We start from the raw sequence: 26,400 nt of genomic DNA on the forward strand, positions 1-26,400 counted from the left end.
CCATGGAGTCGGTAGGTTTGAGCGGAAATCCCACCTCTGCGCCGGTCTCGCGGTCACGGGCCGACGGCTCCTTGCCTCCAGGCGCGTCGCCGCCTCCCATCCTTCGATCCCACCCTTGCTCATTTCCTATCTACACGATAGGAAAAGTGGGTGACTACCACGGTCCCCGCGCCGCCTGCCGCGGAAACCTCGATCGGCGCGTCAGCGGTGACCCCCGACGCACTGGCACCGCACGGTGGACGCCGCCGCCGGGTCCTGCTCCGGCTACTCGCCCTCGTCGTGCTCTACGCGCTGTGGGAGATCGCCGCCCGAGCCACCAGCAACCCGACCTTCATCCCCTCGCCCGGTGCGGTGTGGCACCAACTCGTCCAGACCTCGACCACCCACGACGGCATCCGTGGATACAGCGGACACCTGCTCATCGAGCACCTCGGGGTGAGCCTGCGCCGCATCCTGATCGGATCTGTCATCGGTGTCGCCGGCGGAGTGCTCCTCGGCGTCGTCATGGGAACCGTCGGCTGGATCCGGGTGGTCGTCGAACCGGTCGTCACCTTCATCCGGGCGCTCCCGCCCCTGGCCTATTTCAGCCTCTTCATCATCTGGTTCGGCATCGACGAGACGCCCAAGCTCTGGCTGCTCTCCATCGCCGCGCTGCCTCCGGTCGCGGTCGCCACCGCGGCAGCCGTCCACTCCGCACCGACCGGTCTGGTGGAGGCCGCGCGGGCGCTGGGTGCCAGCCGCGCACGCGTGATCCGCGACGTGGTGCTGCCCCACGCGCTACCGGAAATCTTCACCGGGATTCGGATCGCCGTCGGGGTCGCGTACTCCTCGGTGGTCGCCGCGGAGACGATCAACGGCGTCCCCGGCATCGGCGGCATGATCCGCGACGCCCAACGCTACTCACAGACCGACGTGGTCGTCCTCGGTCTCTTCGCCATCGGCCTGTCGGGCCTGCTCATCGACGCCCTGCTGCGGACCGCCGAAGGACGGCTGATCCCGTGGCGCGGCCAAATATAGGAGAACAGCACATGCGCAAAATTCTGGGCCTGCTGGCCGCCGCCACCCTACTGCTGCCCACCGCCTGCGGGGACGGTGCCGCCAGCGGCGGCGGCGACCCGGACCGCAAGAGCATCCGGATCGCCTACCAGGCATTCCCGAGCGGTGACCTCATCGTCAAGCACCAGGGTCTGCTGGAGAAAGCCCTGCCCGATTACCAGATCACCTGGACCAAGTTCGATTCCGGCGCCAGCATCAACACCGCGTTCGTCGCCGGTAGCGTCGACATCGCGGCAATCGGGTCCAGCCCGGTCGCCCGCGGGCTCTCCGCACCCCTGAACATCCCGTACCAGGTCGCCTTCGTGCTCGACGTCGCGGGCGACAACGAGGCACTTGTCGCCCGCAAGGGCTCCGGGATTGCCGACGTGAGCGGCCTGCGCGGCAAGAAGGTGGCGACGCCGTTCGCCTCCACCGCCCACTACAGTCTGCTGGCCGCGCTGGACCGCGCCGGTGTCAAGGAATCCGACGTCACCATCGTCGACCTGGAACCGCAGGACATCCTGGCCGCCTGGACCCGCGGCGACCTGGACGCCGCCTACTCCTGGCTGCCGTCGCTCGACGAACTCAGGAAGACCGGCACGGTGCTGGTCACCAGTCGCGAACTGGCCACCGCAGGCAAGCCCACCCTGGACCTCGGTGTCGTCGCCACCGCCTTCGTCAAGGCACACCCGGACGCCGTGGACGCCTGGCGTAAAGCTGAGTCCCAGGCACTGAACCTGATCCACAGCGACCCGGCCGCAGCCGCCAAATCGGTGGGCATCGAGCTCAACCTCAGCCCGGAGGAAGCGCAGCGGCAGCTCTCGCAGGGTGTCTTCCTCAAGCCCGCGGACCTGGCCAGCCCTGCATGGCTTGGCACCTCGGCAGCCAAGGGCCAGCTCGCCGACAACCTCGTCAGCGCGGCACAGTTCCTCAAGGACCAGCAGAAGATCGAGGCCGTGCCGGACCTGGCGACCGTCCAGGCCGCCATCTACACCGAAGGGCTACCGGATGTCCTCGGCTGACCCGGGCGGAACGGCCGCGATCGCCGTCGACGACGTCGAGCACGCGTACGGCGACGTCGTCGCCCTCGGTCCGATCGACCTGACCGTACCGACGGGTGAGTTCCTCGTCCTGGTCGGCGCCTCGGGCTGCGGCAAGAGCACCCTGCTGCGGCTGATCGCCGGTTTCGAGCGGCCCACCAGCGGCGCGGTCCGGACCGCTGGTGGGCCCCCGGTCCCCGGGCGCGGCGCCGGCCTGGTCTTTCAGCAGCCCCGCCTGTTTCCGTGGATGACCGTCGGCGGCAACATCGAGGTGGCCCTGCGCTACGCCGGACGGCCCACCGATGGTGTCGATCGGCTCCTCACCCGGGTCGGCCTACCCGATGTGGCCAAGCGCCGTACCTGGCAGATCTCCGGCGGCCAGCAGCAGCGGGTCGCGATCGCCCGCGCCCTCGCCGCGGACCGCCCACTGCTGCTGCTCGACGAACCGTTCGCCGCGCTCGACGCGCTCACCCGGGAGCGCCTCCAGGAGGACCTGCGCGAAGTAAGCACGGCAACCGGCCGGACCTCGGTGTTCGTCACCCACAGCGTCGACGAGGCCGTCTTCCTGGCCAGCCGGGTCGTGGTGCTCAGCCCACGCCCCGGCCGGATCGTCCTGGACCTGCCCATCGACCTGCCGCGCACCGACGCCACGCCGGACGACCTGCGGGGCCTGCCCGAGTACGCCGCGCTGCGCGCCGAGATCGCGCACGCCGTCCGAAACGAAGGAGCATCCACATGACCACCGTGCTCGTGCAGCTCGACCTCGAACCGCTGGGGCCGCACTTCGGCGCCCTGGTGCACGGGATGAACCTGGCCACCGCCAGCGACGACGAGATCGTCGCTCTCCGCGCCGCCCTGGTCGACCGCAAGGTGCTGTTCCTCCGCGACCAGCGCCTCGACGACGACGCTCAGGTGCGCCTGGGCCGCCGGATCGGCGAACTGACCGCCTCGCATCCGGTCGTCCGCGGCGTCGACGAAGCCCACCCGGAGGTGTACGCCCTGGACAGCACCGACAACGGCTTCGCCGACGTGTGGCACACCGACGTCACCTTCATGAAGCGGCCACCACTCGGCTCGATCCTGCGCGCGGTCACCCTCCCGCCGACCGGCGGAGACACGAACTGGGCCGACGCGCAACTGGCGTACGACTCGCTCAGCGAGCCCGTACGACGACTTGTCGATCAGCTCACCGCCGTCCACGACGGCACCCGCGAGTTCGGCTACTACCTGGCCCAACGCGGAGGCAACGCGTGGGAGGGCCAGCCGGTGTCCCGGCTCGACCCGGTCGAGCACCCGGTGGTCCGGGTACATCCCGAGACCGGCCGTAGGGGAATCTTCGTGAACCCCGGTTTCACCTCACGCATCGTCGGAGTCTCCGACGCCGAGAGCCGGGCCATCCTGGACCTGCTCTACGCCCACCTCACCAAGCCGGAGCACATCGTGCGACACCGCTGGCGCCCGGGCGACGTGGCACTCTGGGACAACCGCAGCACGGCCCACTACGCCAACCGCGACTACGGGTCCGAACGGCGGGTCATGCATCGCATCACCCTGCGCGGGGACACTCCGCGCGGACCGCAGGACCAGCCGCATTCCGCCGATAGTTGACGATCCCTCACCGGCGCAGGCGTCGTCAGTTCCCCCACTCCTTGGCGAGCAGCTCGTACGAGCTGACCCGGTCGCTGTGCGCGTGGGTGATCGTGGTGATCAGCAGTTCGTCGGCGGCGGTGACGTTACGCAGGACGCGCAGCCGCTCGACGACGGTGCCGGGCGACCCGACGAACTGGGTGTCCACCCGGTCGGCGACGAGTTCCCGGTCCTCGTCGGTCCACGGCAGCGCGGCGGCCTGCTCCGGGCGCGGGAACGGGATCGCGCCGTCACCGCTGCGGATGCTGCGTACCCAGACCCCGTACGGCGCGGCGAGCCGGCGTGCCGTCTCGTCGGTGTCGGTGTCGGCGACGACGACGTCCGCGGAGACCACCACGTACGGCTGGGCCAGTACCGCCGAGGGCCGGAACGCGGCCCGGTAGGCGGTCACGGCATCGAGCACCGAGGACGGGCTGACGTGGTAGTTGGCAGCGAAGGGCAGGCCCAACGCCCCCGGCGAGGTGGGCGCTCTCCCCGCCGCTGCTGCCCAACAGCCACACCTGCAGATCGGTGGCCTCCCCCGGAACGGCGTGCGCGTCCAGCCCGTCGGCGTCGGTGTAGTCCCCGCGCAGCAGGGCCAGCACGTCGGCCACCTGTTCGGCGAAGGGCGGTGGCTGGGCGCCCGGTTGGTGCAGCAGGGCGCTGCTCAGGGCGAAACGCGGTGAGGCGAGCACCTGGGCGTAGGAGAACGGCGGCGGAATGAGCAGCCCGTCGACCACCCGGGCCTGGACCGGTGGCGGGGTGGGCGCGGCGATCTCCCGGGCGGCTTCGACCCGCCGCTGCCCGGAGCGACCGAGCCCGAGGTCGATGCGGCCGGGGTGCAGCGCGGCGAGGGTGCCGAACTCCTCGACGACCGACAGGGCGGTGCGGTGACCGACCTGGACGGCGCCGGAGCCGACGCGGATGGCGCTGGTGGCCGCGGCGACCTGCCCGATCAGCACGGCCGGCGCGGAGCTGGCCACCCCGGCGGCGAGGTGATGCTCGGCCAGCCAGTAACGGTGGCAGCCGGACTGCTCGGCCCGACGGGCCAGGTCGACGGTGTTGCGCAGGGCGTCCGTGACGGTGCCGCCGGCGGGTACCGGCGAGAGGTCGAGGATGGACAGAGGCGTGGAGGGCATGGTTGTCCCCGTTTCTGGTCAGGCCGTAGCGGCGGCGGTCACCGGCGGATGGAAGGGGCGGCTGGGAATATCCCGGCGCAGCACCGGTGCCACCTCGGACTGGAACAGCTCCAGGCTCTCCCGGTGCTGCTTGTCGGTGAGCCCGTCGTGGTCGGCCTGGAGGTGGATGACCTCGTGGCCGAACTGCTCGTGATAGCGCAGCACCTTGTCGACGAGCTGCTGTGGGCTGCCGACCAGGATCGAGCTGCGGTCGATGGCGTCCTCCAGGGTGCCGAAGACCGGTGGCACGCCGAGCCGCCGGAACGCGGCAACCCGGGCATCGAAGATCGCCCGATACCGTTCGATCGCCTCCTGGGAGGTGCGGGCCACGTAGTGTCGCGTGTCTGAAATAGTTTGACAGTTGGGATGTCGTACCCGAGTGCCAAGATGCGGACGTGGATGACGCGTTGATTGTGCTGAGGCAGGAGTTCGAGGCGGCGGAGGGCAGCTTCCTGCTGAGCCTGCGAGGCGCTGACCTCGTCTGGGATCGGGCGGCCTTCAGCCGGTTGGAGCAGGCGATGCGGATGGTCTGCAAGCAGTACGAAGGCCATGACGATCTGCCGCGCTGGATGGCGGAGGGCTTCTACTACGTTTCACACTTTGTAGCGGAGTGGACCAGTCACCCGAACTTTCCTCGGCCGGAGCCGGCGCCCTACTACCAGGACTGCCTGGAGCGGCTGCGGGACCTCGCGGACTGGTTCTTCCACGGCTGGCACGCCTACCAGGAACCGCACGTATGGCGTGATCTTTGAGATCAGGCCGAAGGCCTGTGGTGAGCCTGGGCGAGAATCTGGTCGGCGGTCTTGGCCCAGCGGAACGGCTGGCAGCGTTCGTTGTAGCCGTCAATGAACGCGCGGATCGCGCCGATCAGGTCGGTGACGCTGGTGAAGCTGCCCCGGCGGATGGCTTGTCGGCTGATGATCCCGAAGAAGATCTCGACCATGTTCATCCAGGACGCGCTGGTCGGAGTGAAGTGCAGCGTGATCCGTGGGTGCTTGGCCAGCCAGGCTTTGACGTTCGGATGGTTGTGGGTGGCGTAGTTGTCGCACACGACATGCAGCTTGACTCGCGGATGCGTCTTGGCGACCTGTTTCAGGAAGGCCAGGAACTCGGTGTTGGAGTGCCGCTCGTAGCAGGCATCCGCGGTGATCTTCCCGGTAGCCACCTCCAGGGCGGCGAACAGGGCGGTGGTGCCGTGCCGCCGGTAGTCGTGGGTGCGACGTTCGGCGGCGTCGAAGCGCATCGGCAGCAGCGGCGCGGTCCGGTCCAACGCCTGGATCTGCGACTTCTCGTCGACGCAGACCACGACCGCGTTGGCCGGCGGGTCCAGATACAAGCCGACCACATCACGGATCTTGGCTTCCAGCTGCGGGTCGGTGGAGAACTTGAACGTCTCGATCCGGTGCGGCTGCAGTCCCCAGGTGCGCCAGATCCGGGCCACCTCGGCGAAGCTGACCGGCATCCCGGCCCGGCTCAACTGGTCGGCAAGCAGCCGTGCCGACCACTGCGTCACCGCCAGCTCGGACGGCGGCGGGTTCAACGTCGACGCGATCACCGCGGCCTCGTCGATACTGCCCGGTCGGCCCGAGCGCGGCAGGTCGGCCAGCGCGGCGATCCCGCCGGCCTCATACCGCGCCCGCCAGGCGATCACCGTCTGCCGAGTCATCCCAACCCGTCGGCCGATCTCCGCGTTCGGCAGCCCCTCAGCGGCTAGCAATACCATCCGAGCCCGCTGCACATGCCCGGCCGGCGCGGCGGACGAGCGCGTCAGCTCCCGCAGTCGCGCACCATCGCCGGGACGAAGAACCAGCGCAGCCGCGACAGACATGCCCCATTGTCGCCCACCACAACCGTCAAATCACTTCAGACACGCGACAGTAGAAGCCCTCGGTGCCGCACCGACGAGGGCGTGGGCCGGGTCGTGTCCGTAGTGGACCCACCGTTCCCGGTAGTGGCGGATGAGTTCGGCGTAGGGCTCGATTTGGTTGGCACCAGCGCTGGCTCTGCAGCCGCATCGGTCGACCGGGGGAGCACGCCGACGATTGCCGCGCCTTGACAGCGGCATGACAGTAAGGCGTTGGGTGCCAGCCAGCCGTGGCGAGGGCCGTATGGATACTGTCACCGTGCAAACGTCCTGGACCCACATTGGGCGGCTCTGGACGAACGGCGAACCGTACCTCGCTGTCGACGCCGCCGCCCGCCGTTTCTGGCGCGGTATGAGCAACGACGAGTACGACCGGATTGTTGGCATGACCCCCGAGGAGACCAGCATCGCCGTTGCCGGCTCTACCGCTCTTCTTGTCGGCGCTGACGGCGTCGTTCGTGACGACAGCTGGATGGAGGTGTTCGAGTCTGCGGAGGGAACCTTGGCGATAGTCCAGGCCTCGGGTACGGACTATCGCAGAACCCTCGAATCGGCGCTGAACTATCCATCGGCAATCGGAGATGTCGGTGACGCCCTCAACATTCCCAGCGGTGACCTCGCAATCTTCAGCGCCGCCCTCGACGGAACAGGCGAGCACGCAATGGCGCTGTCGCCGCGTCAACCAGGCCCGCCGCCGGCTGAGCATGGACCTCCGTCACGGGAGCCGAACAAGGGACTACTCCTGCGAGCCGACAGCAACGGATACACGCTCAGAGTCAGGTGGTACACCGAAATTGACGACCAGAGCTGCTTCGCCCGGTGGCTACTCCTCCCGGCACACCACCGCCAATCCACATGACGCTCAACCAGATATACGCGCCTCGGTGCGACCGACACCGTCGTCCTGCCTCCGCCAACCGAACAGCGTGGTTGTTCACCGACGTGGCGAGGTCGGGTAGGTAGGCGTCGCGGTTGCCGTCGGCCAACTCCCGGCGCAGGTCGACGGCTTCCTGGCTGGCGGCGAGGGCCTCGGCCCGCCGCCCCACCTCCGCCAACCGAACAGCGTGCAGGAAGAGACCGGGCTGCGTTGTCTTGGGGTGGCGGGCAGTATGACGCAGTGCCGGATCTGCTGTGGGATGACGTCAGGAATTTCTTCGACCCGGACATGATGGGTTCGCTGCCGGACGTGGTCGTACCGGATACCTCGGTGGATGACTGGCAGGCGGTTCTGGATGCCGTCAGCGCGAGCGGCTGGACGTTTCAGTATTCCGAGGGCGAGACGGTGCTGCCGGCGCCTCGGGCGGAGGCGGTGTTTGCCCGCCCGGCTGATGCCGAGTGCGCGGAGCTGCGGGTCTGGCCGACTGCCGACGTGCTGGCGATCTTCCGGTTCTATGCGGTGGAGGAGATCGACTTCGATGTTGACCTGCCGGAGCTTCAGGGGCAGGAGCGACTGGATGTGTTCTGCGGCTTCCTGCGGGTGATCGGGCGGCTGTTGGGCAAGCCGGTGCTGATGGACTCCGAGGGCGGCAACCACAGCCATCCAGTGCACGGGTTCGATGTTGAGACCGATCAGGTGGTGCTGTTGGCGGATCCGGCGATCAACGCGCCCGCTGCTGGCTGTGGTTCGTAGGACGTGCCGTCACGCAGCATCGCGAAGGGGACATCGGCGCGGCGTCGGGCGAGACAGAGGAGAGCTTGGTGTGTCCCTTTCCTTGAACGACGTGTTCCGCGGCCGCTCACCCCTCGACCTGCGCTACGTCGTCGCGACCTGCCCCTGTCGTGCGGCAGGGACCCGGGACGACAGCAATTGAACCGTCCGGGATCTTGTAAAGACTTTGGTTGGCCAGCTGGTCAGGCTGGCGGATCATCTCGAAAGAGGTGTTCTTTCACGCCTGGCCTCCAGCGGGTTGCAACGAGTTCGGGACGAGGGCGGGTCGGCTTGGGGACCCAGCCGTGTTGTCTGGTGTCGAGCGCAGGGCTGTCCCAGTCGGCGATCAGCGAAAAGGGATCCGTGTCGCGGCCAGGCTCATCGTCACACGGCTCCCGGACAACCATCGCAGGGTAGAAGCGCGTCTCCTGGGCCACCTCGCAGTCATCCGTCCGGGAGGCGACCAAGGCACCACAGTCTTCACAAGCCACGGAGGGGTTCCACCCGACCATGGACCAGCAGCCCGTGCGAACAAGGTCATGGATGAAGCTTGTCCCGCGTACGTCGCCGGGTGAGAGGACGAAGGTGCCGGCGACCTGATCACGGCCATACGCGGCCTCGTCGATTGCATAGGTGCCGGGGTCGAGGAGCGGCGGGTTCACGTGATGACAATCCAGGAGCGACCAGTGCGGTCCCGCCGGTAGCTCCACCAACCGGACCGGGACGCTCAGCGTGTTCCCGCAGCTGGCACACCGAAAGCCCTCCACTGCCGCAGTCTGACATTCGGGCCAGGCGAGGGCATCCGAGAATAAGGGACCAGGGGGCTCGCCCGGACAGGCCCCATCGAGGTCCCGCCCGGACGACTGCGAAGGCGATGCCTCGGAGGCTCCCCACCTCGTCTCGGCCACACATGTCTGGCTTCGCCCGCCGCACCGCATATCATTGCCGCGACGCGGCCCGGAGTGCGAGTCATGACGCCTGCCAGGCAGAGGCGGAAATTAGGTTTCCGCCGGCCAGACGAGGCATCGTCTGAGTACCGGGATTACATCCCTCCGGGCCGTGCATGCCGCGCCGGCTCCTGCTCCAGGCCGAGTACCGTCAGCGCGTGCTCGATCCCACCATCGTCTTCGACACCTCCGGTCCGCTGGAAAGCCCGCTCACGGAAGAGGTTCTGCGGGAGGTGGAAGCGCAGCTTGGACGCAAGCTACCCGCCGCGTACGTCGACCTGGTTCAGCGACACAACGGCGGGGGGTTAGCCCGTGACGCCCACCCCGCACCCAACCGAACATCCTGGTCCACAGACCACGTCGCGGTATACACCGATCGCCGTCGCGAGCACCCTGACCCTTCGCGCTTTCACAGAATCCTCCAAGTGTTGGACGCCACAATCTGCCGCGTCAATATTGACGCGGCCGAGGCTATTCAAGGGAAGGTCAGGGAATCAAGCGTTCCGAACAGCTCCGAACAACCTCGGACAGACCGCGGCCTCATGCGAGGTCTTGGGCGCGGTGTTGATGCAGGCAGTCGAGGGCGGGCGCAGCGGTGAACGGTGCCACGAAACAGGCCGAGTCGTCGGGCGATCTTCTGGGGGGCACCCCTCGACGACCAAGGCGTGAATCTATATTCTTTACCTCATTTTATAGGACATGATGGGTAAAGTCGGGAGGCGGGCTTGTGTCGCTTCGTGGAGGTACCCGTCCGATGGATTCCAGCAAACCCGTCAAGGCCGTGAAGGATGCCGTGGAGGCGGCCACGGAGAAGGTGGCGGATGTTCGCGCCCCGGATGTTCCCGGCGCACCGGACAGCGCCTCACCGCCCGTCGACGAGCCGATCCGCCCGGAGGATCCGTTGCCGCCGCAGTCGACCGGTTGACCGAAACCGTCAACACCATCATCCTGCCACCGGCTGGCGAGGCATACCCACGGCACGGCGCACCTCAACCCCGCAGCGTGGCGCACGAAGACCCCAGCGTTCAGCACTCTCGCGAAGTTGATGATTAACGCCAGCCACGAACCAAGCCGAACAGATCGCTGAGCGCGACGTGTACCTCATCGAGATGCTCGACGCTCCGTGCCATACCCGACCGTACTTCATCATCGCCAGATCACCGACTAATCGCAGCGCAAGGATCCAAGAGCCCTGCCTACTTCAATAATTTCCGAATCGCCTCCGCAACGACGGCCCAAGACATAGTGGCGAGAACATTGGCCGGCAAGCCGGGCTGCGGGAATTCCGATGTCGCGGCGGAGGATTGCCTTGGCAGCCCGTTGGACAGGAATCCGGCCGTTAACTCCTGTCGATGGTTCACCTCCGTATTCGGAACTCGGCTGGCTTCCTCGGCCGTAAGCGCACGGGGCGGCTTGCATCGCAGCACCGACGGGCGTGCGCCAGTCTCGTCCTGAGTGACGAGTACGCGGGCCTCCAGAACGTTCGCCGCAGGGATCAGGTTTGGTCCGGGCAGCACCATCAAGCCGGAGGCGATCAACCGGACCGTGCCCATGTACCAGTCCTGTCCGCCGATACTGTGGGCCGTCACGTCCGAGACACCATCGACGTTGAGCGAAGGCGACAAGAACCACCTCGACCCGGACCCGGAGGGACTTTCCCCCAAATTTCGCCGTCTCCGAGTCGGGTGTGGGCAAGACCTGCATTCAGCCATACCGAGTCGTTCTTGTAGGAGAACGTCGGCAGATGTTCGGACAGCGCGTCCGTGAGTAGCTCGATCGAACCCTTTCCTGCCGGGACCGCAGGGAGGAAATCCGGGTCGACCTTGGCCAGCTTTGCGAAGCGCTCCACCACGGTGTCCAGCGCTGTGAGGTGATAGAAGTGGTCCTCTATGCTCGCGAGGTCGCTCTTCATCGGCTCCAGGTACCCCGTGCCGTCGCCGAAGTCGTTCGTGTTCTCACTAACACGAAGTAGACCGCTTCGTCCTCGTGGTCACGCGCGTACTCCTGGCCCCATACGTGAATCAGACGTCCTCTGAGACTGGACACCTCCTGACTTGGCATCCTGCCGAGGAGGAGGGAACCGCTGTGGCTCGACAGCGCAAGTAGCGCGACGAGAGGTAGTCGACGAGCTGGCACGCCCTCTGGCCCCGTGAGCGTGGACGGTGTTCTCGCCATCCGCGCCGTGATTGCCGCCGTGTCGCGCTCGAGGGCTTCCCCCGATGTCGCGCACGCTACTGCACTGCTGGCCCTGCTCAGCGATCAGCACCGCAGGTTCGACACCTGCTCGCGCTGCGCCGATGGGTCGGGGGCTCACCACAGCGGCGAGCCCCCGACCTGGAGGCGGTCAGGCCGGGTGCACTGCGATGTTCGTCGCCCGTAGCAGCCCGACGACGCCCTTCACTGCCGCCAGGCCCTCCTGGTGTGCGCCGGCTTTGATCCGGCCGGACCAGTAGCCGTACCGGTCGGCGAGGACGCCGATGCCGGCCGACCCGGCCTGGACGACGCACGAGCCGAGCGGATCGTGCGGCGCCTGCGGGGCCGGGGCCGGGGCGCATCCCACACCGAACCGCTCCTGCTGCACCAGCGGATTCAGCCCGGAAACGTCACCCTGGCACGGGTCCCATTCCAGTTGCTGCTTGCAGCTGTCGTAGTTCGACAACGCCCGTTGGTAGGCGTTGAACAGGTGCAACGAGCCGCTGTTGTAACTGTCCTGGCTGCGCGGTAGGCGGTAGTCCGCCGGCAGCGCCCGGTCGCCGAAGAGCTGGCCGCGCAGCACGTCGTCCCGTTCCAGCGCCGACGACCAGCCCAGGTCCGAGAAGATCTGCAGCATCCGTACCGTGTCGGAGACCTTCTTGCCGGCGTCCCAGAGCTGTTGGGAGCTCGACCAGGTGCCCGCCGGCGGCCGGTCCACGCCGGTGCCGAGCGCCGCCGCCCGGTAGAAGTAGCGCTGCTTGCCGGTCAGCATGGCCTGGGCCTTCGTACGCGCCAGCGCCAGCGCGGCGGCGTTGTCCACCACGACGCCGCTGCTGTCCAGTGCCGGTCGGTACGTCGAGTTCCACTTGCTGTTGATGTAGTAGTCGGGTTCCCGGCAGTACCCGGTCGGCGGATTGGCCCGCTGGTCCCACAGGCAGACGTCGGTCAGGCGCGTCTTCCAGGTCACCGTCCGCACGTCCTGCCAGTCACCCCCGAACCACTTCACCTGCTGCCGGACGACCAGCCGCAGATCCGCGTTGGTCTGCTGGTAGCGCGGGAGGTCGTTCACCACCACGTTGACGAACTCCGCGTCGAGGCAGGAACGCAGCTCCGGCCGGTAGGCCGGCGCCATCGCGTAGTTGGCGAGGTGGTAGACGCTCGGCAGGGCCGAACGGTTGACCCGGCTCGGCATGTCGAGGGTCGCCCCCGTCGGCCCCTCGCAGAACGCGATGTGGGGCACGTCCGCGATCCGGCCGGCGGCCGGGATGTCCTGGTCGACGCTCCCCCACATGTTGTAGTCGCGGTCGCCCTCCGCCCAGCGCACCGCCCGGCCGACCTCGTCGAGGGCGAACTTCCACTGGCCCATCGCCGCTCGGTAGTCGGCGATCAGCCGCTGGAACAAGGCATTGGTGGCACCGTCCGCAGCCGGCGCGCTGAACTGCCGCACCCGACGGTTGACCGCGTCGCCCGCGGCGATCGTGCTCTCCGTCTCGGCTGCGGCGACCTGGGCGGCGTACTGCGGGTTCTGTAGTTGCAGGATCAGGTTCGCCCGAGCGCCGAGCAGCCACGCCGACGGGTTGGCCACCCCGGAGGCCGGCTGGTCGCCGGGGGCGGGGGTGAGCGCGATGCCCCGGGCACCCGCCCACTGGGCGAGGTAGTCGATCGCGCCGGCCGGCAGGTAGAGGCCGACCGTACCCACCGGGTCGGACAACGACGTGCCGGTCGGGACGACGTACGGCGCCTGCCGGGCGCTGTCGGCCGCGAAGGTGCGCGTCGGCGAGTCGGCCTGGTCGAAGTAGGTGGCGAGCGACTCGATCTTCGTGCCGGTGCGTGCCTCACGGTGCACGTACCGGTCGACGCTGGTCTTCAGCGGCTGCTGGGCGATCTGCTCGAAGGCCGCCTGGCTCGCCAGCGCGAGGGTGTCCACGCGCTGGTCGAGGACGATCAGCTGGCCGGCGATCACGGTGAGTTGGGCACGCACCTCGGTGAGGTCCCGGGACAGCGCGGTCAGTTGGGCGCTCAACCCGTCGTACATCGTGCCGAGCATCTTCTCGATCCGGTCGAACCGCCTGTCCATCCCGGCGGCCAGCCGGTTGATCTGGTCACGCAGCGCCGCGATCTGGGCGCCGGTGGTCTCGTCGGCGCCGCCGCCGGAGGTGAACAGCGGGAGCAGGATCATCGCCGCGCCGACCAGGCCACCGACCAGGGTGAAGGTCGACATCGCCAGCGCCGCCGTGGTGATGCCGGCCGCCGAGATCGCCGCGGTGTAAGTGGTGATCGCCGAGATCGCCCCCACCACGGCCTTGGCGATGGTCTCGATCTGCTTGCCGAACTGCTTGTCCACCATCCCGGCGAGCTTGCCGAGGACGGTGACGGCCTGGCCGAGCTTCTCGTTGAGCTTGCGGTCGGCCTCCGCCTTCGCCTTGGCCGCCGCCTCCTCCGCGCTGGTCGGCTTGTTCGGCCCGTCGATCGGGAACCGGTCGGACGCAGCGACCACGTCGGTCACCGCGGTCGCGGTCCGCTCGCGGAGCGCGGCGAGCGCCACGTCGAGCTGCGACTGGATCTCCGCCCGATAGGCGTCCCTGTCGTAGCGCTTCGCGGTGATCGCCGACAGGTTGAGGTTGCCGCTCAGGTCGGGCAGCTGCGCGAGCTCGTCCGCCGGGGTGTCCAGGCGTACGCCGAGCCGGGCGCCGACCGCCGTGTTCCACACCTCGGCGAGGGCCGGATCGGTGGCGGCCCGGGCGTGCAGCGTGCCCCACACCTCGGTGAGCGCGCCCCGGGAAATCATCTCCCACAGGTACTCCTGGGTGCCGCTGCGGATCTGTTCGATCGGCGGCACGATGCCGGCCAGCTCCTCGCCGGTGGTGCTGCGCAGCAGCCCCTTGACCGCCGGGCCGCCGAGCTGGGCCTCGCCGCTGCCCGCGAGCTTTTCCATCGCCGCGCCCAGCAGGTGCAGCTTCCCGGGTGACTCGTCGGACGCCGGGACGGCCTGTCCGACGAGGGTGGTGACGGCGTTCAGGTGGGCGTTGAGCGCCGCAGTGTCGGACGTCGGGTGCGCGCCGCGCCAGTCGCTCAGCTCGGCGGCGAGCACGGCGTCCACCAGGCCGCGGGTGCCGCCGTCACGAACTTGGACGACCGCCGCGAACAGGCTGTGGTGCACGGCCTGCTCGTCGTACGGGACGGGGTCGGCGGCGACCGCCGGCCCCGCCAACGCGACGACCAGGCTCGCGCCGGTCACGGCCGCGAGCCACCGGCGTGGGTGGCTCAGGCCCTTCGTGGTTCTCAATGGATGTCCTTCCTCCGGGTCCCTCTGGTACGGGACGAGGTGCGGCCTCCATGAGGCCGCAGTGGAGTTGGCGTGCCCTTAACGTCGTCTTGGCGGGCTGGTGGGCGCCGGCTGCAGGGGCGGCGGGCGTCCGACCACGACCGGCTCGTGCAGGGACGCCGGAGCCCGGGTGCGGTCCGAACGGTTGGTCAACGAACAGTCGGATACCGGATCTCCACCGCGACGTCGGCTTACTACGGTGGCAGCGTGACGACGGTCGGTGTGCTCGGTCCCATGTGGGCGATGCGGAACGGCACCCCCATCGAACTCGGGGCACCGCGACAGCGCGCGGTGCTGGCCCGGCTTGTCGCCGGAGGCGGTCATGTGGTTTCGGTCGACCGGCTCATCGAGGACCTCTGGTCGGGAGACCCGCCGCCGCGCGCCCAGGCCGCCCTGCAGGTGTACGTGTCGAACCTGCGCCGGGCGCTGGAGCCGGACCGTCCGCCCCGCCGTCCCGCCCGGATCCTCGTCACCGCGGCCCCGGGGTACGCCCTGCGACTATCGGCGCCCGACGTGGACGCCTGGCGGTTCGAGGCGGCGCTGCGGACGGCGACGCGGGTCACCGAGACGCAGCCGCGGGCGGCGCTCGCCGGGCTGGACGAAGTCCTCGCCAATTGGGGCGCGGCCACGCCGTACGCCGAGTTCGTCGGGGAGCTGTGGGCGGACCGGGAGAGCGAACGGCTGGCCCGGCTACGACTGACCGCCGTCGAGCAGCGCGCAAAGCTGCTGCTCGACTTGGACCGCGCGAACGAGGTGGTCCTCGACCTCGATCTGCACGTTCGGGACCATCCGCTGCGGGAGCAGGCCGCGATGCTGCTCGCGGTCGCGCTGTATCGCCTCGGAAGGCAGGCCGATGCCCTCGACGTGCTGCGATCGGTGCGCGCCGCGCTGCTCGAACAGTTAGGCATCGAACCCGGCCCCGAGCTGCGGAGCCTGGAGACGGATCTGCTTCGGCAGCACCCTCGCCTGGGGTCGCCAGCCTCCCAGGTCGCCCGATCCTCGGCCGTGGTCGGGCCGGCCGACCCGCCGGCTGTCGTACCCGATCGACCGCCCGCGGCGCAGCCAATTCTCGGCCGCGCGACCGAGCTGGCCCGGATGCGCTCGGCGGCCGCCCGCGCCACCGCAGCCGGAATCGGCATCTGCTGGGTCGGTGCCGAAGCGGGTGGGGGGAAGTCGACGCTGGCCCGGCACCTCGCCGGGTCCCTGACCGGCGACGGCTGGACGACGGCGATCGGCACCTGCCCGCAGGTGGATGGCGCACCGCCGGCCTGGGCGTGGCACGAGGTCGTCACCGCCGCGTGCCGACGCCTCCCGCTCGACGAGCCGGAGGCCCGCGGCCTACAGCTACTACTGGGCACCGGCACCGCAACGCCTGCCGGCACCCGCGGGCAGTACGACGAGTTCCACCTACGCGAGGCGCTGGGTGCCTACCTGTCCCGGCTGGCCGGCCACGGCCCGCTGCTCGTCGTGATCGAGGACCTCCACCGGGCCGACGGTGAGACCCTACGCATCCTGCGCCACGTCGCGGCCGCCCTGGCTGAGGCGCCCGTCCTGGTGGTGGCGACCTTCCGCCCCGACGAGGTGACCGACGACTTCGTGGTGGCCCGGGCCGCACTCACCGGCGTACCGGCGGTAGAACTGGACCTCGGCGGCCTCGACGACGCGGCCGTCACCGAACTGCTGAGTCGCCATAGCGTCGACACCACCGACTCCGAACTGCTGCGCACCGTACGGGAACGCTCGGCGGGCAACCCCCTGTTCACGATCGAGCTGGCCAAACTGATCGCGGCCGAAGGCCCCGGGTCAGCGCTCGACGGCATCCCCGCCGCGCTGGGTCACGTGCTGACCCGGCGGCTGGCACGGCTGCCGGCCAGCACCCAGACGGTGCTACGGCACGCCGCCGTCTTGGGCTCGGACGCCGAGGTCGACATCCTGATCGCCGTCGACGGCGGCCCCGAGGAGCCGGTCCTCGACGGCCTGGAGGCCGGCGTGACCGCGGGTCTGCTCGTCGAGCCCGAGCCGGGGCGGATCCGGTTCGCGCATGCCCTGATGCGGGACGCGCTCTACCACAGCGTTCCGCTGCTACGACGCACCCGGATGCACAGCCGAATCCTCACTGTGCTGCGAGAGCAGCGCGTCGACGACGTGGCGCTGCTGGGGAGGCACGCACTCGCCGCCCTCACCCCGGCCACCGCGCAGGACGCCATCGGGTACCTGGCCGCCGCCGCCCGCCGGGCCGGTGACCTCGGCGCGCCTCGGGAAGCTGCCGCGTACTGGACCGGCGCGCTGCGCGCGGCCGACCTCGCGCCAGCGGTACCCGCCCGCGCACGTCTCGACCTGCTCTGCGATCTGGCCACCGCGGGCGCACTCGCCGGTGACGTGCTGAGCGCCCGCGCCGCACGCGCCGAGGCGGTGCGGCTGGCCACCGCGATCGGCGACCCGCAGGCCGTCCACTCCGCACTGACCTGCTTCGACGCCCCGGTGACCTGGACCATCCGGCCCGACCGCGCCGTCGACGAACCGCTGGTCCGGCTGCTGGAGCGGGAGCTGTCCCGCGTGGGCGACGACGGCTTGGCGCTGCGGTCCCGGCTGTTGAGCACTCTCGCCTTCGAGATCGAGGGCGCCGATCTGCAGCGCGCCGACGAGGTCACCCGGGAAGCTCTCGCGCTAGCCCGTCGGCAGGACGATCCGGCGGTGCTCTGCCGTGCGCTCAACGCCCGCTACTTCGTCACCGTCGCCCCGGCGCACCGGGCCGAACTGCCCGACGTCGGGCGGGAGCTGCTGGCGGTCGCCGAGGCCGCGGGGCTTACCGCGTACCAGTGCGAGGCCCACCACATCCTCTACCAGGCCGCCCTCACCGACGCTGACTTCGACCGGGCACGCCACCACGTCGACCGGGCGATCGAAAAGGCCACGACCGGTCAGCTCGGCCTGATCCTCGCCGTCATGGGGTGGTTCACCGGCCTGCGCGCGCTCTTCGCCGGTGATCTCGGTGAGGCGTCGCGCCGGTACGCGGAGATCAGCGATCGGATGAGCCGCATCGGTGGTCCCAACGCGGCGGCGATGGGACTGATGGGCCGGTTCACCGTGCTGAGCACCGTCGGGCGCGGGCACGAGCTGGTCGAGGACATCCGGCAGGTGCATGCACGCGTACCGGACGACACGCACGACGTGCTGGCCCACGCGCTGCTCTCCTCAGGCGACCGGGAGGCGGCCCGGGCCGTCTGGCGGCCACAGACCCCGATCCGCCCCGACTACCTGTGGCTGTACTGGATGACGCTGCGCGGGCAGGTCGCCGCGCGGCTCGGCGACCGCCCGGTTGCGCAGCGCTGCTACCGCGAGCTGCTGCCGTGGGCGGGGCGGTTTGCCGGCCTGGAGTGCGGATCGATCTCGCTCGGCCCGGTGGACCAAACCCTCGCCGAGCTCGCCGCCGCGCTGGGCGACCCGGCCGTCGTCGCGCACCGCGACGCCGGGCTCCGGCTGGCCCGGAGGGTCGGCGCCGTGCCGTGGAGCGACGAGTCGGCGTACGTGCCTGCGACGGTGCGTTGACCCCGTCACCGCCGCTCGGCCGGTGTCACCCGCCGAAGACCGTCGCCTCCCGGCGGCGGAAACCCGGTCGCAGCGCCACGAGCATCAGGCGCAGCACCGGTCCGGCGATCTTTCTCAGCTCCTCCAGCTCCTCCGGGAGGGCGTACCGCTCGATCCTGGGCAGTTCGAAGCGCAGCGCACCGCCTTTGCGGACCGCTCGCTCCACGATGTTCCAGTCGGCCACGCTGACGTAGCGCCGGATTACCGGGAAGATCAACCGCTCCTCCTCCTCGATGTGCTCGTCGAGGACATCGCGCAGCTGAGCCAGGGCCCCGGCGAGACGCCCCGCGACGGTGCGTGCCCGGCCCACTTCTGACGAGCCCGAGGCGAACGCGGCCACCAGCTCGTCCGCCGCCACCCGTACCTCGTCCAGGACCGGTTCGAGTGCGGCGTGGTCGTCACTGAGCTCCCGCAGGTCGATCTCCGCACCCGCCGAACGCTGCAGCACCGGCCAGAGGACCTCGTCCTCCATCTTGTGGTGGTGATGGATGCCGTCACAGAGCAGCCGCAGATACGTCCGCAGGGCCGTCGCCCGGCGACGGTCGTACGCGAGCTGCCCAGCAGCCACGCGGTCGAGCAACTCGGCCAGCCGGCGAGTGTCGGATCGCATGGTGCGGTGGTTGATCCGGAAGCCGATGAGGTTCGGCTCGAGGTGGGGGGTTGTGGTGGCCATGGTTTCCTCCGGCCGCCCCACTGGCGGCCTGTTCGGGATGGGGCCGGCCATTGGCGGGCCGCCCCGGTGCCGGCTACGGACGGCCGACTCGCTCTCGTGCTTCTCCACTCTCGGGCACGGCGCCTGGCGAGCACTTGGTGCCGACTTGGCGGGCGCGCGCCTGGCGGAATGGGCCCCGGCAGTCGGGTCCGAGACTTGATCAAGGGCACTGGCGGGCGAGGAGATCTTCCACCTGGCCACACTGTGACGGCCCAGTCCGAAACCTGCCCAATATCGGTCTGGAGACCAACCTTGCCGAACTGCGACGCAGCATCGACGCGCAACTGGCCGCCGACGCCGAACTGGAACGCTGGAACGGTTTACCGGTCATCGTCACGCTACGACCCCCAGTGGGCCGCCGCCGGCTCGAAGGTCCACTATCCGACCCTTCCCGGTCGACCTGTCGGACCGCCCCCACCAGCCCGCCAGGCCGGCGTTAAGGGTCCGTCAACTCCGGCCCGGCCTCATGAATGTCGCAACTCGTCCCGCAGCCGCAGCGCGCCCGAGAAAGGACCATCTATGAAAAGCAGGCACGACGGGCCGCTGTCGTGAGCGTTTTCGGTGACTCCGTTGTCCCGGCGGGCCTGACAGTTGGGGTGCTCGGGCCGACAGTCGTGCGGCACTACGGCCGGGCCGTCGCCGTCGGCGGCCCGGCGCCGCGTACGGTGTTGTGCCGATTGGTCATCGCCAACGGCCGGTTCGTGTCGATCGATGCACTGGTCGATTGTCTGTGGCCGCACGACCCGCCACCGAGTGCCCGGATCACCGCGCAGGGCTACTTGTCCGTGCTGCGTCGGACGCTTGAGCCCGACCGGGCGCCACGTCAGCCCGGGCGGGTGCTCGTTCGGGATGGCGCCGGGTACGCGTTGCGGTTGGGGTCACGCACGCTCGACGTCGATCAATTCAGCAGGGCGGCGGCCCAGGGCCGGGACCTGCTGACCACCGGTGCGGCGCGATCCGCGCTGGTCCGGTTCGACGTGGCGCTCGCACTCTGGCGGGGATGGGCGTACGCCGACTGCGCGGACCACGAGTTCGTAGTCGCGGAGTCGCATCGGCTCCAGGAGCTGCGGACCGGTGCGCTGGAACACCGCCTGGCCGCCCTGGTCGAGTTGGGCGCCAACGATACGGCCATTGCGCAGCTCCGGGCGTTCCTCATCGAACACCCGCTGCGGGAGCGGGGTTGGGCGCTGTTAGCGCAGGCGTTGTACCGGGCGGGCCGTCGAGGGGACGCGCTGACGATGCTGCGCGAGGTGCGGAACCGACTGATAGACGAACTCGGTGTCGAGCCCGGACCGGAGCTCGCCGAGCTGCACCGCGACATCTTGGACCAGACGCTCGCTCCGCGGCCAGCAGCGAAGATCAACGGTCAAGGTGCTGGCGCGAACGCGCAGCGGACGCCTCCTCAGGCAGTTGGACGCCGGTGAGCTCACCGCAGCGCGTGAGCAGATCGTCCAGCAGTCCCGGGTCCATGCTGGAGAGGGACGGCCGCCAGTCGCGTTGACTGAAATAGTGTCCACTGACCAGGACGTCGGCTTCGGTGCCTACGGCAAGGCGCACCTGGGCCCGCGCGGCCTCGTCGGGGCTCGTCGGCGCAGCGTCGCCGCCCATCTTGGTGCGCACCCAGCCGGGGTCGACCGCGTTGCTCAAGGTTCCGGGCCATCGACGGGCGACGGCGAACGCGAGCATCAGGTTCAGCAGCTTCGAACTGGAGTACACCTCGACCCCATTCCACGGGCGGGTGTCGTACTGCAGGTCGGCGAGGTCAACCACACCGTCCGTGGCCATCGCCGACGACACGAACACGAGACGCTCCGGCTGGGGAAGCAACGCCGTCAGCAGGTACGGCGCGAGAACGTTGACCTGAAAGGTGGACTCCAGCCCATCCCCGGTCAGCTCCCGCTCCAAGGCGTCCAGCCGGGCGATCCCAGCGTTGTGCACGATGGTGTCGAAGCGTCCGTGCGCGGCCAGTGACCTGGCGAGCACGACGGTTTCCTCGATCGAGCGCAGATCGCCGACCGCAATCCCAGCCGCCGCCGGGAGCGCCGTCTTGGCGACCGCCGCCCGCTCCTCGTTGCGGGCGTGCAGGACCACCTGATGCCCCCCGGCGACGAGTTGGGCCGCGGTTCGCAGGCCAATGCCGTCCACCGAGCCGGTGACAAGAATGTTGCGCATGCCGTTCCTTCCGTCGTTTTCGGCTTGACCCTGGCACGACGGTTGGGAATCGATTGGAACCTCGTTGGCGACCGCCCGCCACACCAGGGACTGTGGATCTAACGGCAACTCTCTGTGTCAAGGCGTTGGCAACAGAGAGGTCTCCAACTTGTTGAATCGGCAGCGGAGATCGGGGTCTGCAGCCATGATCTTCGAGGTTGTGGTCGGGGTCGCTCGGGAAACACCTGCCGCCCACGGGCTGGCCCTCAGACGGCCTGCGCCCCGGCCACGACCGCCGGCGAGAGTGGCTCGAGAGAGGTCTGTTTAGGCGGTGTCTTCAAAGGATCTTGGTGTCGGATGATGTAGGGCGTGGGTCGTCGCTACGAGTTGTCTGACGCCGAGTGGGAAGCCCTGTCGCGGTATCTGCCGTCGGCGGTGACCGGTGGTCGGCCCCGGGTCGATGACCGGCGGGTGCTCAACGGGATCGTGTGGAAGATCTGGGCCGGGGCGGCGTGGCGGGATGTGCCCGCCCGGTACGGGTCGTGGCAGTCGATCTACACCCGTTTCCGCAGGTGGGCGTTGGATGGCACGTTCGAGCGGATGCTCGCCGGGGTCCAGGCCGACGCGGACGCGGCCGGGGACATTGACTGGTTGGTGTCGGTGGACTCGACGATCGTGCGAGCCCACCAGCATGCCGCGGGCGCTAAAGGGGGACCTGCGAATCGGACGAACCACAAGATCACGCCCTCGGTCGGAGTCGAGGTGGACTGACCACCAAGATTCACCTCGCCTGCGACGGCCTGGGCCGGACCCTGGCGTTCGTGCTCACCGGCGGCAACGTCAACGACTGCAGCCGCTTCACCCACGTCATGGCAGCGATCCGGGTCGAGCGGTCCGGACCCGGCCGACCTCGGGTCCGGCCCGGACCACGTCATCGCGGACAAGGGCTACAGCTCGAAGGCCATCCGGGCTGACCTGCGCCGGCGAGGCATCGGACACACGATCCCTGAGCGCGCCGACCAGCAGGCCAACCGCCACCGACGCGGCAACCGAGGCGGCCGACCACCGGTGTTCGACAAACAGATCTACAGGCGGCGCAACGTCGTCGAACGGTGCTTCAACCGGCTCAAGCAGTGCCGCAGCGTTGCGACCCGCTACGACAAGACCGCGACCTCGTACCAGGCCACCGTCACCATCGCCGCGCTACTCCAATGGCTGTGAACCTTTGAAGACACGGCCTAGCGGCAGATCACGCGGACCGGTCACTATCGGTCGCCGGCGGCGTGCAGCCGGGAAAAGGAGACCAGACGATGGAACTCGGAGATGCGGCGACGTGGGCGGCTGCCCTCATCGCAATCGGCGCGGCGGTCTGGTCGTGGCGTAGCGCGACCGCTGCGAACAGGTCCGCAGTTGCCGACGAGCAGATGCTCCACCACCAGCGAACCCCCCAGTTCACCGCGCTGGTCGAGGACATGAACGGCGACTCCACCGGCCACGGCGGCACCCCGCGTCTGATGCTGCAGCTGGTCTCCCCGCAGGCAGTGGATTCGGTGGAGGTTGAGCTGGTCACCCCGGAAACCGTGTTCCCGCCGTCGCAGAACGGGGTGGAGCCGGGTGCGCCCCGACGCATCGCGGTGCGCACCGACGACGCCGGCACCCCGGTGCCCATGGCTGTGGGACAGGAGGCCCGCTGGAGGATCGCATTCCCCGCGGTGGACGCGGGACCGAAGGCCATCCCGCCCGTCGACGTCGTCCAGCTGGTCGTTCACGCGGCCAAGGGCAAGGCCCGCTGGGATGTCCTGGTGAAGGCCCCGGTGGAAGCCCGGCAGAAGTACCAGGGGCCAGCGAGCAGTTCAAGAAGCTCAACCGCTACCTGACCGGCAAGCAATAGCCTCCGGCCGCCCACGGCAAGCGGGGCCCGTTCAACGCCCCCTGGCCGGGACCTGACACGGCCGACAACGCCTATGGCGAGCCGTAAGCCAAGGGTGTGTGACTGGCTCGTGGACTGCGGCCACATGTGGCTCTGCCTGGATGCGACCAACCGGCGCCTGTCCCAGCCCGTTGCCGGAGGGTTGGCTGATCCCATAGAGCTGGACCGCGAGGTCAACGCCGTTCTGGCCCACCACAAGGCTTCCCTATCGGCCTCTACCATCCGACATCTCACCGCGCAGCTGCCGCAACTGACCTCACGGAACCTGCTACCAGGCACCCGATTCGTGCCGCTGATCGTTATCCCGGAAGATGGCCTGCCCTGGACCCTCCGTGCACTGCAGGGTCCAGGAGATCTTGACAGCGTCCGGGACGCTGCAAGCCAGTCACGGACGCCGTTGGGCGCCATCACCGTGGACGATCTTGGTTTGGTAGAGCGTGCCGTCGAGGAAGGCGCGAACGCGGGCGACCTGCTAAGCCGGTGGCGCTCCGAACACCCGGAAGTGCCGCTGCAGAGATTCCTGCACACCCGTGGAATGCCGCTGCGGCGGCCTCGGCGGGAAGTCGAGACGTTCGAGCGGCTCACAGACGAGCTCCTGGATCGGATGACCGGTTATCAAGACGGCGTCACCGGGTCCTGATGCGATAGAACGCATCGAAGTGGTCGGCCAAGTCCCGGCAGAGCACCGAAAGCTGGGTACACGACCTCGCCTTGTGGACCGGCGAATGGGCCAACCATCGGACCTACGGCCGCCAGTCAACCCATGAGCCATAACCGGGGCCACCCTCTCGCCACGCGGCACCGGCAGCGGTCGGCCCAACTCCTCAACTAGCCAGCAGCCCCCCTCGGGACCGCACATCAGGTCACTCAACCGAACAGGTCCATGGCGGCCCGAACAGAGAACCAGCCGCGCTGCTCCCAATCTGCTCCCAATGTAAGCAGCACATACGGCGAAGCCCCTTACCGACTGATCCGGTAACGGGCCTCTGAACTGCACAAACTGAGAGTGGGCGATGCTGGTATCGAACCAGCGACCTCTTCCGTGTGAAGAGCGCTCTTCCCACCAAGCTGGCCCACGCGGGCGCACAGCAAGCCGCGCCATCATGCGCTTGCCACCGACTTCGACGGCCGCAACCAACCAGCTTGACGACCGCAGAGACGTAACGCCCCACTCAACGAGCGGCCGCTGCCTGACGGCACCGGCCGCTTCTTCATGCCCGCCGGAGCAACCGGCACCGACCAACCCGAAGGACATCTCCCATGACAACCCACCCATCTGCCACAGCCCGAGTGAACAGCGCTACGAGCTACAGCGCCACGATCCCGCCCAAGCACGCGGCCGATGCTGGCATAGTCCTCCAATCCGCCCGCTCTCACAGCGAGGTGACGGAGGCCAAGGAGCGAACGGTGCACGCCCACCGCCGCGTGTGCCGGCCTGGGCAACCGCCGGACGGAGGCGCATGACGCTGCCGCCCGACCACCAATCTGAACATCACCAGGAGCCGAATCCGACCGCGCCGGCTGAAGAGCGACTTGACCAGCCGAACGAAGACGACCGTTTATGGACGGTCGAGACCATCGACAGCAGCGCACCGCCCAGCGTCACCAGCGTGGCAGTACCCAGCCAGCCACCCGAACTGAACCCCGGCGCCGCTGCTGCCCTCCTGAAGCTACTCAGACACGTGAACGACTGCCGCACCGTCAACTCGAACCAGGAGAACTGATGACCGCCCCTCAACCGAAATCCTTCGCGATCTACGGCCGTGTGTCGACCGAGGACAACCAGGACCCCGAGTCCTCCCGCAGTTGGCAACTCAGTCGGGCGACGACCCTCATCCAGCCTCACGGCGGCCAGATCACCGCCGAGTACTTCGACATCGGCCAGAGCCGTTCGCTGCCGTGGCAGCGCCGCCCGCACGCCAGCCGACTTCTTACTGCGCTCCGCGACCCCAGACGCGGATTCTCAGCCGTCGTCGTCGGAGAACCCCACCGCGCGTTCTACGGCAACCAGTTCGGTCTCACCGTGCCGCTGTTCGCTCACTACGGCGTCGAACTGTGGGTACCGGAGATCGGCGGCCCGATCGACCCCGAGAACGAGGCCCACGAACTGGTCATGTCCGTCTTCGGCGGCATGAGCAAAGGCGAACGCAACCGCATCAAGCTGCGTGTCCGTACCGCCATGGCCGCTCAGACCCTGCTCGAAGGCCGCTACCTCGGCGGGCGCCCTCCATACGGCTACACCCTGCAGGATCTCGGCCCCCACCCCAACCCGGCGAAGGCAGCCGACGGTAGACACCTAAGAGGCCTCACCCCCGACCCGCAGACCGCCCCGATCGTCCGCCAGATCTTCCACGAGTTCCTCACCGGCAGCGGCCTCTACGCCATCGCCGAAGCCCTCACCAGCAACCACGTGCCCTGCCCCTCCGCACACGACCGTGCCCGCAACTTCCACCGCAGCGGCATCGCCTGGTCCAAGAGCGCCATCCGCGTCATCCTCACCAACCCCCGCTACACCGGACGGCAGGTCTGGAACAAACAGCGCACCGACGAGGTCCTCCTCGACGTCGACGACGTCGCGCTCGGTCACACCGGAGTCATGCGCTGGAACCCAAGGGACAAGTGGATCGTCTCCAAAGAGATCACCCACCCACCGATCATCGATGAGGCCACCTTCGAACAGGCGCAGACACTGCTCGCACGACACCGATTGGGATTGGACATCCCGCAACGGCAACGCCGCGCCCGCAACCCCTACGTCTTCCGCGGCCTGATCTACTGCGCCGCCTGCAACCGGCGGATGCAGGGCCAGTACAACCACGGCGCTGCCTACTACCGCTGCCGCTTCCCCCAGGAATACGCCCTCGCCAACGACGTCTCCCATCCCCGCAACGTCTACCTCCGCGAGGAGACCCTCACCGACCCGCTCGACGCCTGGCTCGCTACCGCGTTCCACCCCGACCACATCGAGAACACGATCACCGCGATGGCAGACGCCCAGCTGGGCGACCATCCATCCCCCGCCATCACCACCGCCCGCGCGATCATCACCGAGTGCGACACGAAACTTCAGCGCTACCGGGCGGCCCTCGACGCCGGAGCCGACCCCTCGGTCGTCAGTAAGTGGATAGCCCAGACACAGGCCGAACGGACCCGAGCCGAAACG

Annotated in this window: 25 protein-coding genes and 1 pseudogene; 16 read left to right on the forward strand and 10 right to left on the reverse strand. The window is 68.8% G+C overall.

Going from position 1 to position 26,400, the window contains the following annotated elements:
- Positions 1 to 150 precede the first annotated feature (150 nt).
- Genes ACLQ27_RS30490 through ACLQ27_RS30505 form a run of 4 tightly spaced genes read left to right on the forward strand, consistent with a single transcriptional unit; the run spans position 151 to position 3,683 of the window.
- Positions 151 to 1,017, forward strand: coding sequence for an ABC transporter permease (locus ACLQ27_RS30490; protein ID WP_357489353.1), 867 nt, complete (start codon positions 151 to 153; stop codon positions 1,015 to 1,017).
- A gap of 11 nt (positions 1,018 to 1,028) precedes the next feature.
- Positions 1,029 to 2,057 carry an ABC transporter substrate-binding protein gene (locus ACLQ27_RS30495; RefSeq protein WP_357489351.1) on the forward strand — a complete coding sequence of 343 codons (1,029 nt, stop codon included), beginning with the start codon at positions 1,029 to 1,031 and terminating at the stop codon, positions 2,055 to 2,057.
- Positions 2,044 to 2,814, forward strand: coding sequence for an ABC transporter ATP-binding protein (locus ACLQ27_RS30500; protein WP_425869974.1), 771 nt, complete (start codon positions 2,044 to 2,046; stop codon positions 2,812 to 2,814). Before ACLQ27_RS30495 ends, ACLQ27_RS30500 begins: the two co-directional genes overlap by 14 nt.
- Complete coding sequence (locus ACLQ27_RS30505) at positions 2,811 to 3,683, forward strand: TauD/TfdA dioxygenase family protein (protein WP_357489347.1); 873 nt, start codon at positions 2,811 to 2,813, stop codon at positions 3,681 to 3,683. Before ACLQ27_RS30500 ends, ACLQ27_RS30505 begins: the two co-directional genes overlap by 4 nt.
- Positions 3,684 to 3,708: 25 nt before the next feature.
- Here the strand turns inward: ACLQ27_RS30505 and ACLQ27_RS30510 are convergent, their stop codons facing one another.
- The 3 genes from ACLQ27_RS30510 to ACLQ27_RS30520 are packed head-to-tail and all read right to left on the reverse strand — an operon-like array spanning position 3,709 to position 5,209.
- Positions 3,709 to 4,056 (reverse strand): hypothetical protein, encoded by a 348-nt coding sequence (locus ACLQ27_RS30510; RefSeq protein ID WP_357574777.1) that lies wholly within the window; start codon positions 4,054 to 4,056, stop codon positions 3,709 to 3,711.
- Positions 3,953 to 4,840, reverse strand: coding sequence for an LLM class flavin-dependent oxidoreductase (locus tag ACLQ27_RS30515; protein WP_357489343.1), 888 nt, complete (start codon positions 4,838 to 4,840; stop codon positions 3,953 to 3,955). Before ACLQ27_RS30515 ends, ACLQ27_RS30510 begins: the two co-directional genes overlap by 104 nt.
- 18 nt (positions 4,841 to 4,858) lie before the next feature.
- A complete protein-coding gene (locus ACLQ27_RS30520) occupies positions 4,859 to 5,209 on the reverse strand; it encodes a hypothetical protein (RefSeq protein WP_357489342.1) in 351 nt (116 codons plus the stop codon).
- 65 nt (positions 5,210 to 5,274) lie between these two features.
- Here ACLQ27_RS30520 and ACLQ27_RS30525 point away from each other — a divergent pair, with 65 nt between their 5' ends.
- Positions 5,275 to 5,631 (forward strand): hypothetical protein, encoded by a 357-nt coding sequence (locus ACLQ27_RS30525; RefSeq protein WP_425869977.1) that lies wholly within the window; start codon positions 5,275 to 5,277, stop codon positions 5,629 to 5,631.
- A 2-nt stretch (positions 5,632 to 5,633) separates the two neighbouring features.
- On the opposite strand, the gene ACLQ27_RS30530 is transcribed toward ACLQ27_RS30525, so the two are convergent.
- Positions 5,634 to 6,707, reverse strand: coding sequence for an IS630 family transposase (locus ACLQ27_RS30530; protein ID WP_425869978.1), 1,074 nt, complete (start codon positions 6,705 to 6,707; stop codon positions 5,634 to 5,636).
- Between the two features lie 280 nt (positions 6,708 to 6,987).
- On the opposite strand from ACLQ27_RS30530, the gene ACLQ27_RS30535 reads away from it, so the two are divergent.
- Together ACLQ27_RS30535 and ACLQ27_RS30540 are read left to right on the forward strand one after the other, a co-directional pair.
- The gene (locus ACLQ27_RS30535) at positions 6,988 to 7,602 is read left to right on the forward strand and encodes a hypothetical protein (protein WP_425869980.1); all 615 of its coding nucleotides are present in this window, start codon (positions 6,988 to 6,990) and stop codon (positions 7,600 to 7,602) included.
- A 258-nt stretch (positions 7,603 to 7,860) separates the two neighbouring features.
- Positions 7,861 to 8,373 carry a hypothetical protein gene (locus ACLQ27_RS30540; RefSeq protein WP_425869982.1) on the forward strand — a complete coding sequence of 171 codons (513 nt, stop codon included), beginning with the start codon at positions 7,861 to 7,863 and terminating at the stop codon, positions 8,371 to 8,373.
- A gap of 221 nt (positions 8,374 to 8,594) precedes the next feature.
- On the opposite strand, the gene ACLQ27_RS30545 is transcribed toward ACLQ27_RS30540, so the two are convergent.
- Positions 8,595 to 9,053: a hypothetical protein gene (locus tag ACLQ27_RS30545; protein ID WP_425869985.1), complete on the reverse strand. Its 459-nt coding sequence runs from the start codon at positions 9,051 to 9,053 to the stop codon at positions 8,595 to 8,597.
- Positions 9,054 to 9,496: 443 nt separating this feature from the next.
- On the opposite strand from ACLQ27_RS30545, the gene ACLQ27_RS30550 reads away from it, so the two are divergent.
- Together ACLQ27_RS30550 and ACLQ27_RS30555 are read left to right on the forward strand one after the other, a co-directional pair.
- Positions 9,497 to 9,937: an SMI1/KNR4 family protein gene (locus ACLQ27_RS30550; protein WP_425869987.1), complete on the forward strand. Its 441-nt coding sequence runs from the start codon at positions 9,497 to 9,499 to the stop codon at positions 9,935 to 9,937.
- A gap of 155 nt (positions 9,938 to 10,092) precedes the next feature.
- Positions 10,093 to 10,263: a hypothetical protein gene (locus ACLQ27_RS30555; RefSeq protein ID WP_425869989.1), complete on the forward strand. Its 171-nt coding sequence runs from the start codon at positions 10,093 to 10,095 to the stop codon at positions 10,261 to 10,263.
- A gap of 271 nt (positions 10,264 to 10,534) precedes the next feature.
- Here ACLQ27_RS30555 and ACLQ27_RS30560 read toward each other — a convergent pair whose 3' ends face one another.
- The 3 genes from ACLQ27_RS30560 to ACLQ27_RS30570 all read right to left on the reverse strand — a co-directional run bounded on the left by ACLQ27_RS30560 (position 10,535) and on the right by ACLQ27_RS30570 (position 14,817).
- Entirely contained in the window at positions 10,535 to 10,927 is a 393-nt protein-coding gene (locus tag ACLQ27_RS30560; RefSeq protein ID WP_425869991.1) for a hypothetical protein, read from the reverse strand.
- On the reverse strand, positions 10,924 to 11,250 hold the full coding sequence (locus ACLQ27_RS30565; RefSeq protein WP_425869993.1) for a hypothetical protein: 327 nt from the start codon (positions 11,248 to 11,250) through the stop codon (positions 10,924 to 10,926). The genes ACLQ27_RS30560 and ACLQ27_RS30565 overlap by 4 nt, the downstream gene beginning before the upstream one ends.
- Before the next feature lie 432 nt (positions 11,251 to 11,682).
- Positions 11,683 to 14,817, reverse strand: coding sequence for a hypothetical protein (locus ACLQ27_RS30570; protein WP_425869994.1), 3,135 nt, complete (start codon positions 14,815 to 14,817; stop codon positions 11,683 to 11,685).
- Positions 14,818 to 15,063: 246 nt separating this feature from the next.
- On the opposite strand from ACLQ27_RS30570, the gene ACLQ27_RS30575 reads away from it, so the two are divergent.
- Positions 15,064 to 18,405 carry a BTAD domain-containing putative transcriptional regulator gene (locus ACLQ27_RS30575; RefSeq protein ID WP_357489337.1) on the forward strand — a complete coding sequence of 1,114 codons (3,342 nt, stop codon included), beginning with the start codon at positions 15,064 to 15,066 and terminating at the stop codon, positions 18,403 to 18,405.
- A 25-nt stretch (positions 18,406 to 18,430) separates the two neighbouring features.
- On the opposite strand, the gene ACLQ27_RS30580 is transcribed toward ACLQ27_RS30575, so the two are convergent.
- Entirely contained in the window at positions 18,431 to 19,117 is a 687-nt protein-coding gene (locus tag ACLQ27_RS30580) for a hemerythrin domain-containing protein (RefSeq protein ID WP_357489336.1), read from the reverse strand.
- A 587-nt stretch (positions 19,118 to 19,704) separates the two neighbouring features.
- Between ACLQ27_RS30580 and ACLQ27_RS30585 the strand changes: the two genes are divergently transcribed.
- Positions 19,705 to 20,580: an AfsR/SARP family transcriptional regulator gene (locus ACLQ27_RS30585; protein WP_357489335.1), complete on the forward strand. Its 876-nt coding sequence runs from the start codon at positions 19,705 to 19,707 to the stop codon at positions 20,578 to 20,580.
- Here ACLQ27_RS30585 and ACLQ27_RS30590 read toward each other — a convergent pair.
- On the reverse strand, positions 20,516 to 21,328 hold the full coding sequence (locus ACLQ27_RS30590; protein WP_357574774.1) for an SDR family NAD(P)-dependent oxidoreductase: 813 nt from the start codon (positions 21,326 to 21,328) through the stop codon (positions 20,516 to 20,518). The genes ACLQ27_RS30585 and ACLQ27_RS30590 overlap by 65 nt on opposite strands.
- A gap of 348 nt (positions 21,329 to 21,676) precedes the next feature.
- Here ACLQ27_RS30590 and ACLQ27_RS30595 point away from each other — a divergent pair.
- The 5 genes and pseudogenes from ACLQ27_RS30595 to ACLQ27_RS30615 all read left to right on the forward strand — a co-directional run.
- A pseudogene (locus ACLQ27_RS30595) lies at positions 21,677 to 22,528 on the forward strand (IS5 family transposase).
- A gap of 89 nt (positions 22,529 to 22,617) precedes the next feature.
- Positions 22,618 to 23,184 (forward strand): hypothetical protein, encoded by a 567-nt coding sequence (locus tag ACLQ27_RS30600; RefSeq protein ID WP_425869997.1) that lies wholly within the window; start codon positions 22,618 to 22,620, stop codon positions 23,182 to 23,184.
- A gap of 138 nt (positions 23,185 to 23,322) precedes the next feature.
- Complete coding sequence (locus tag ACLQ27_RS30605) at positions 23,323 to 23,877, forward strand: hypothetical protein (RefSeq protein ID WP_425869999.1); 555 nt, start codon at positions 23,323 to 23,325, stop codon at positions 23,875 to 23,877.
- Positions 23,878 to 24,697: 820 nt separating this feature from the next.
- Complete coding sequence (locus ACLQ27_RS30610) at positions 24,698 to 24,961, forward strand: hypothetical protein (RefSeq protein ID WP_425870001.1); 264 nt, start codon at positions 24,698 to 24,700, stop codon at positions 24,959 to 24,961.
- A partial coding sequence (locus ACLQ27_RS30615; RefSeq protein WP_425870003.1) for a recombinase family protein occupies positions 24,961 to 26,400 on the forward strand: 1,440 nt, incomplete at its 3' end. The genes ACLQ27_RS30610 and ACLQ27_RS30615, both read left to right, overlap by 1 nt.

This window comes from Micromonospora sp. DT63, assembly GCF_049841615.1.
GTDB lineage: Bacteria > Actinomycetota > Actinomycetes > Mycobacteriales > Micromonosporaceae > Micromonospora.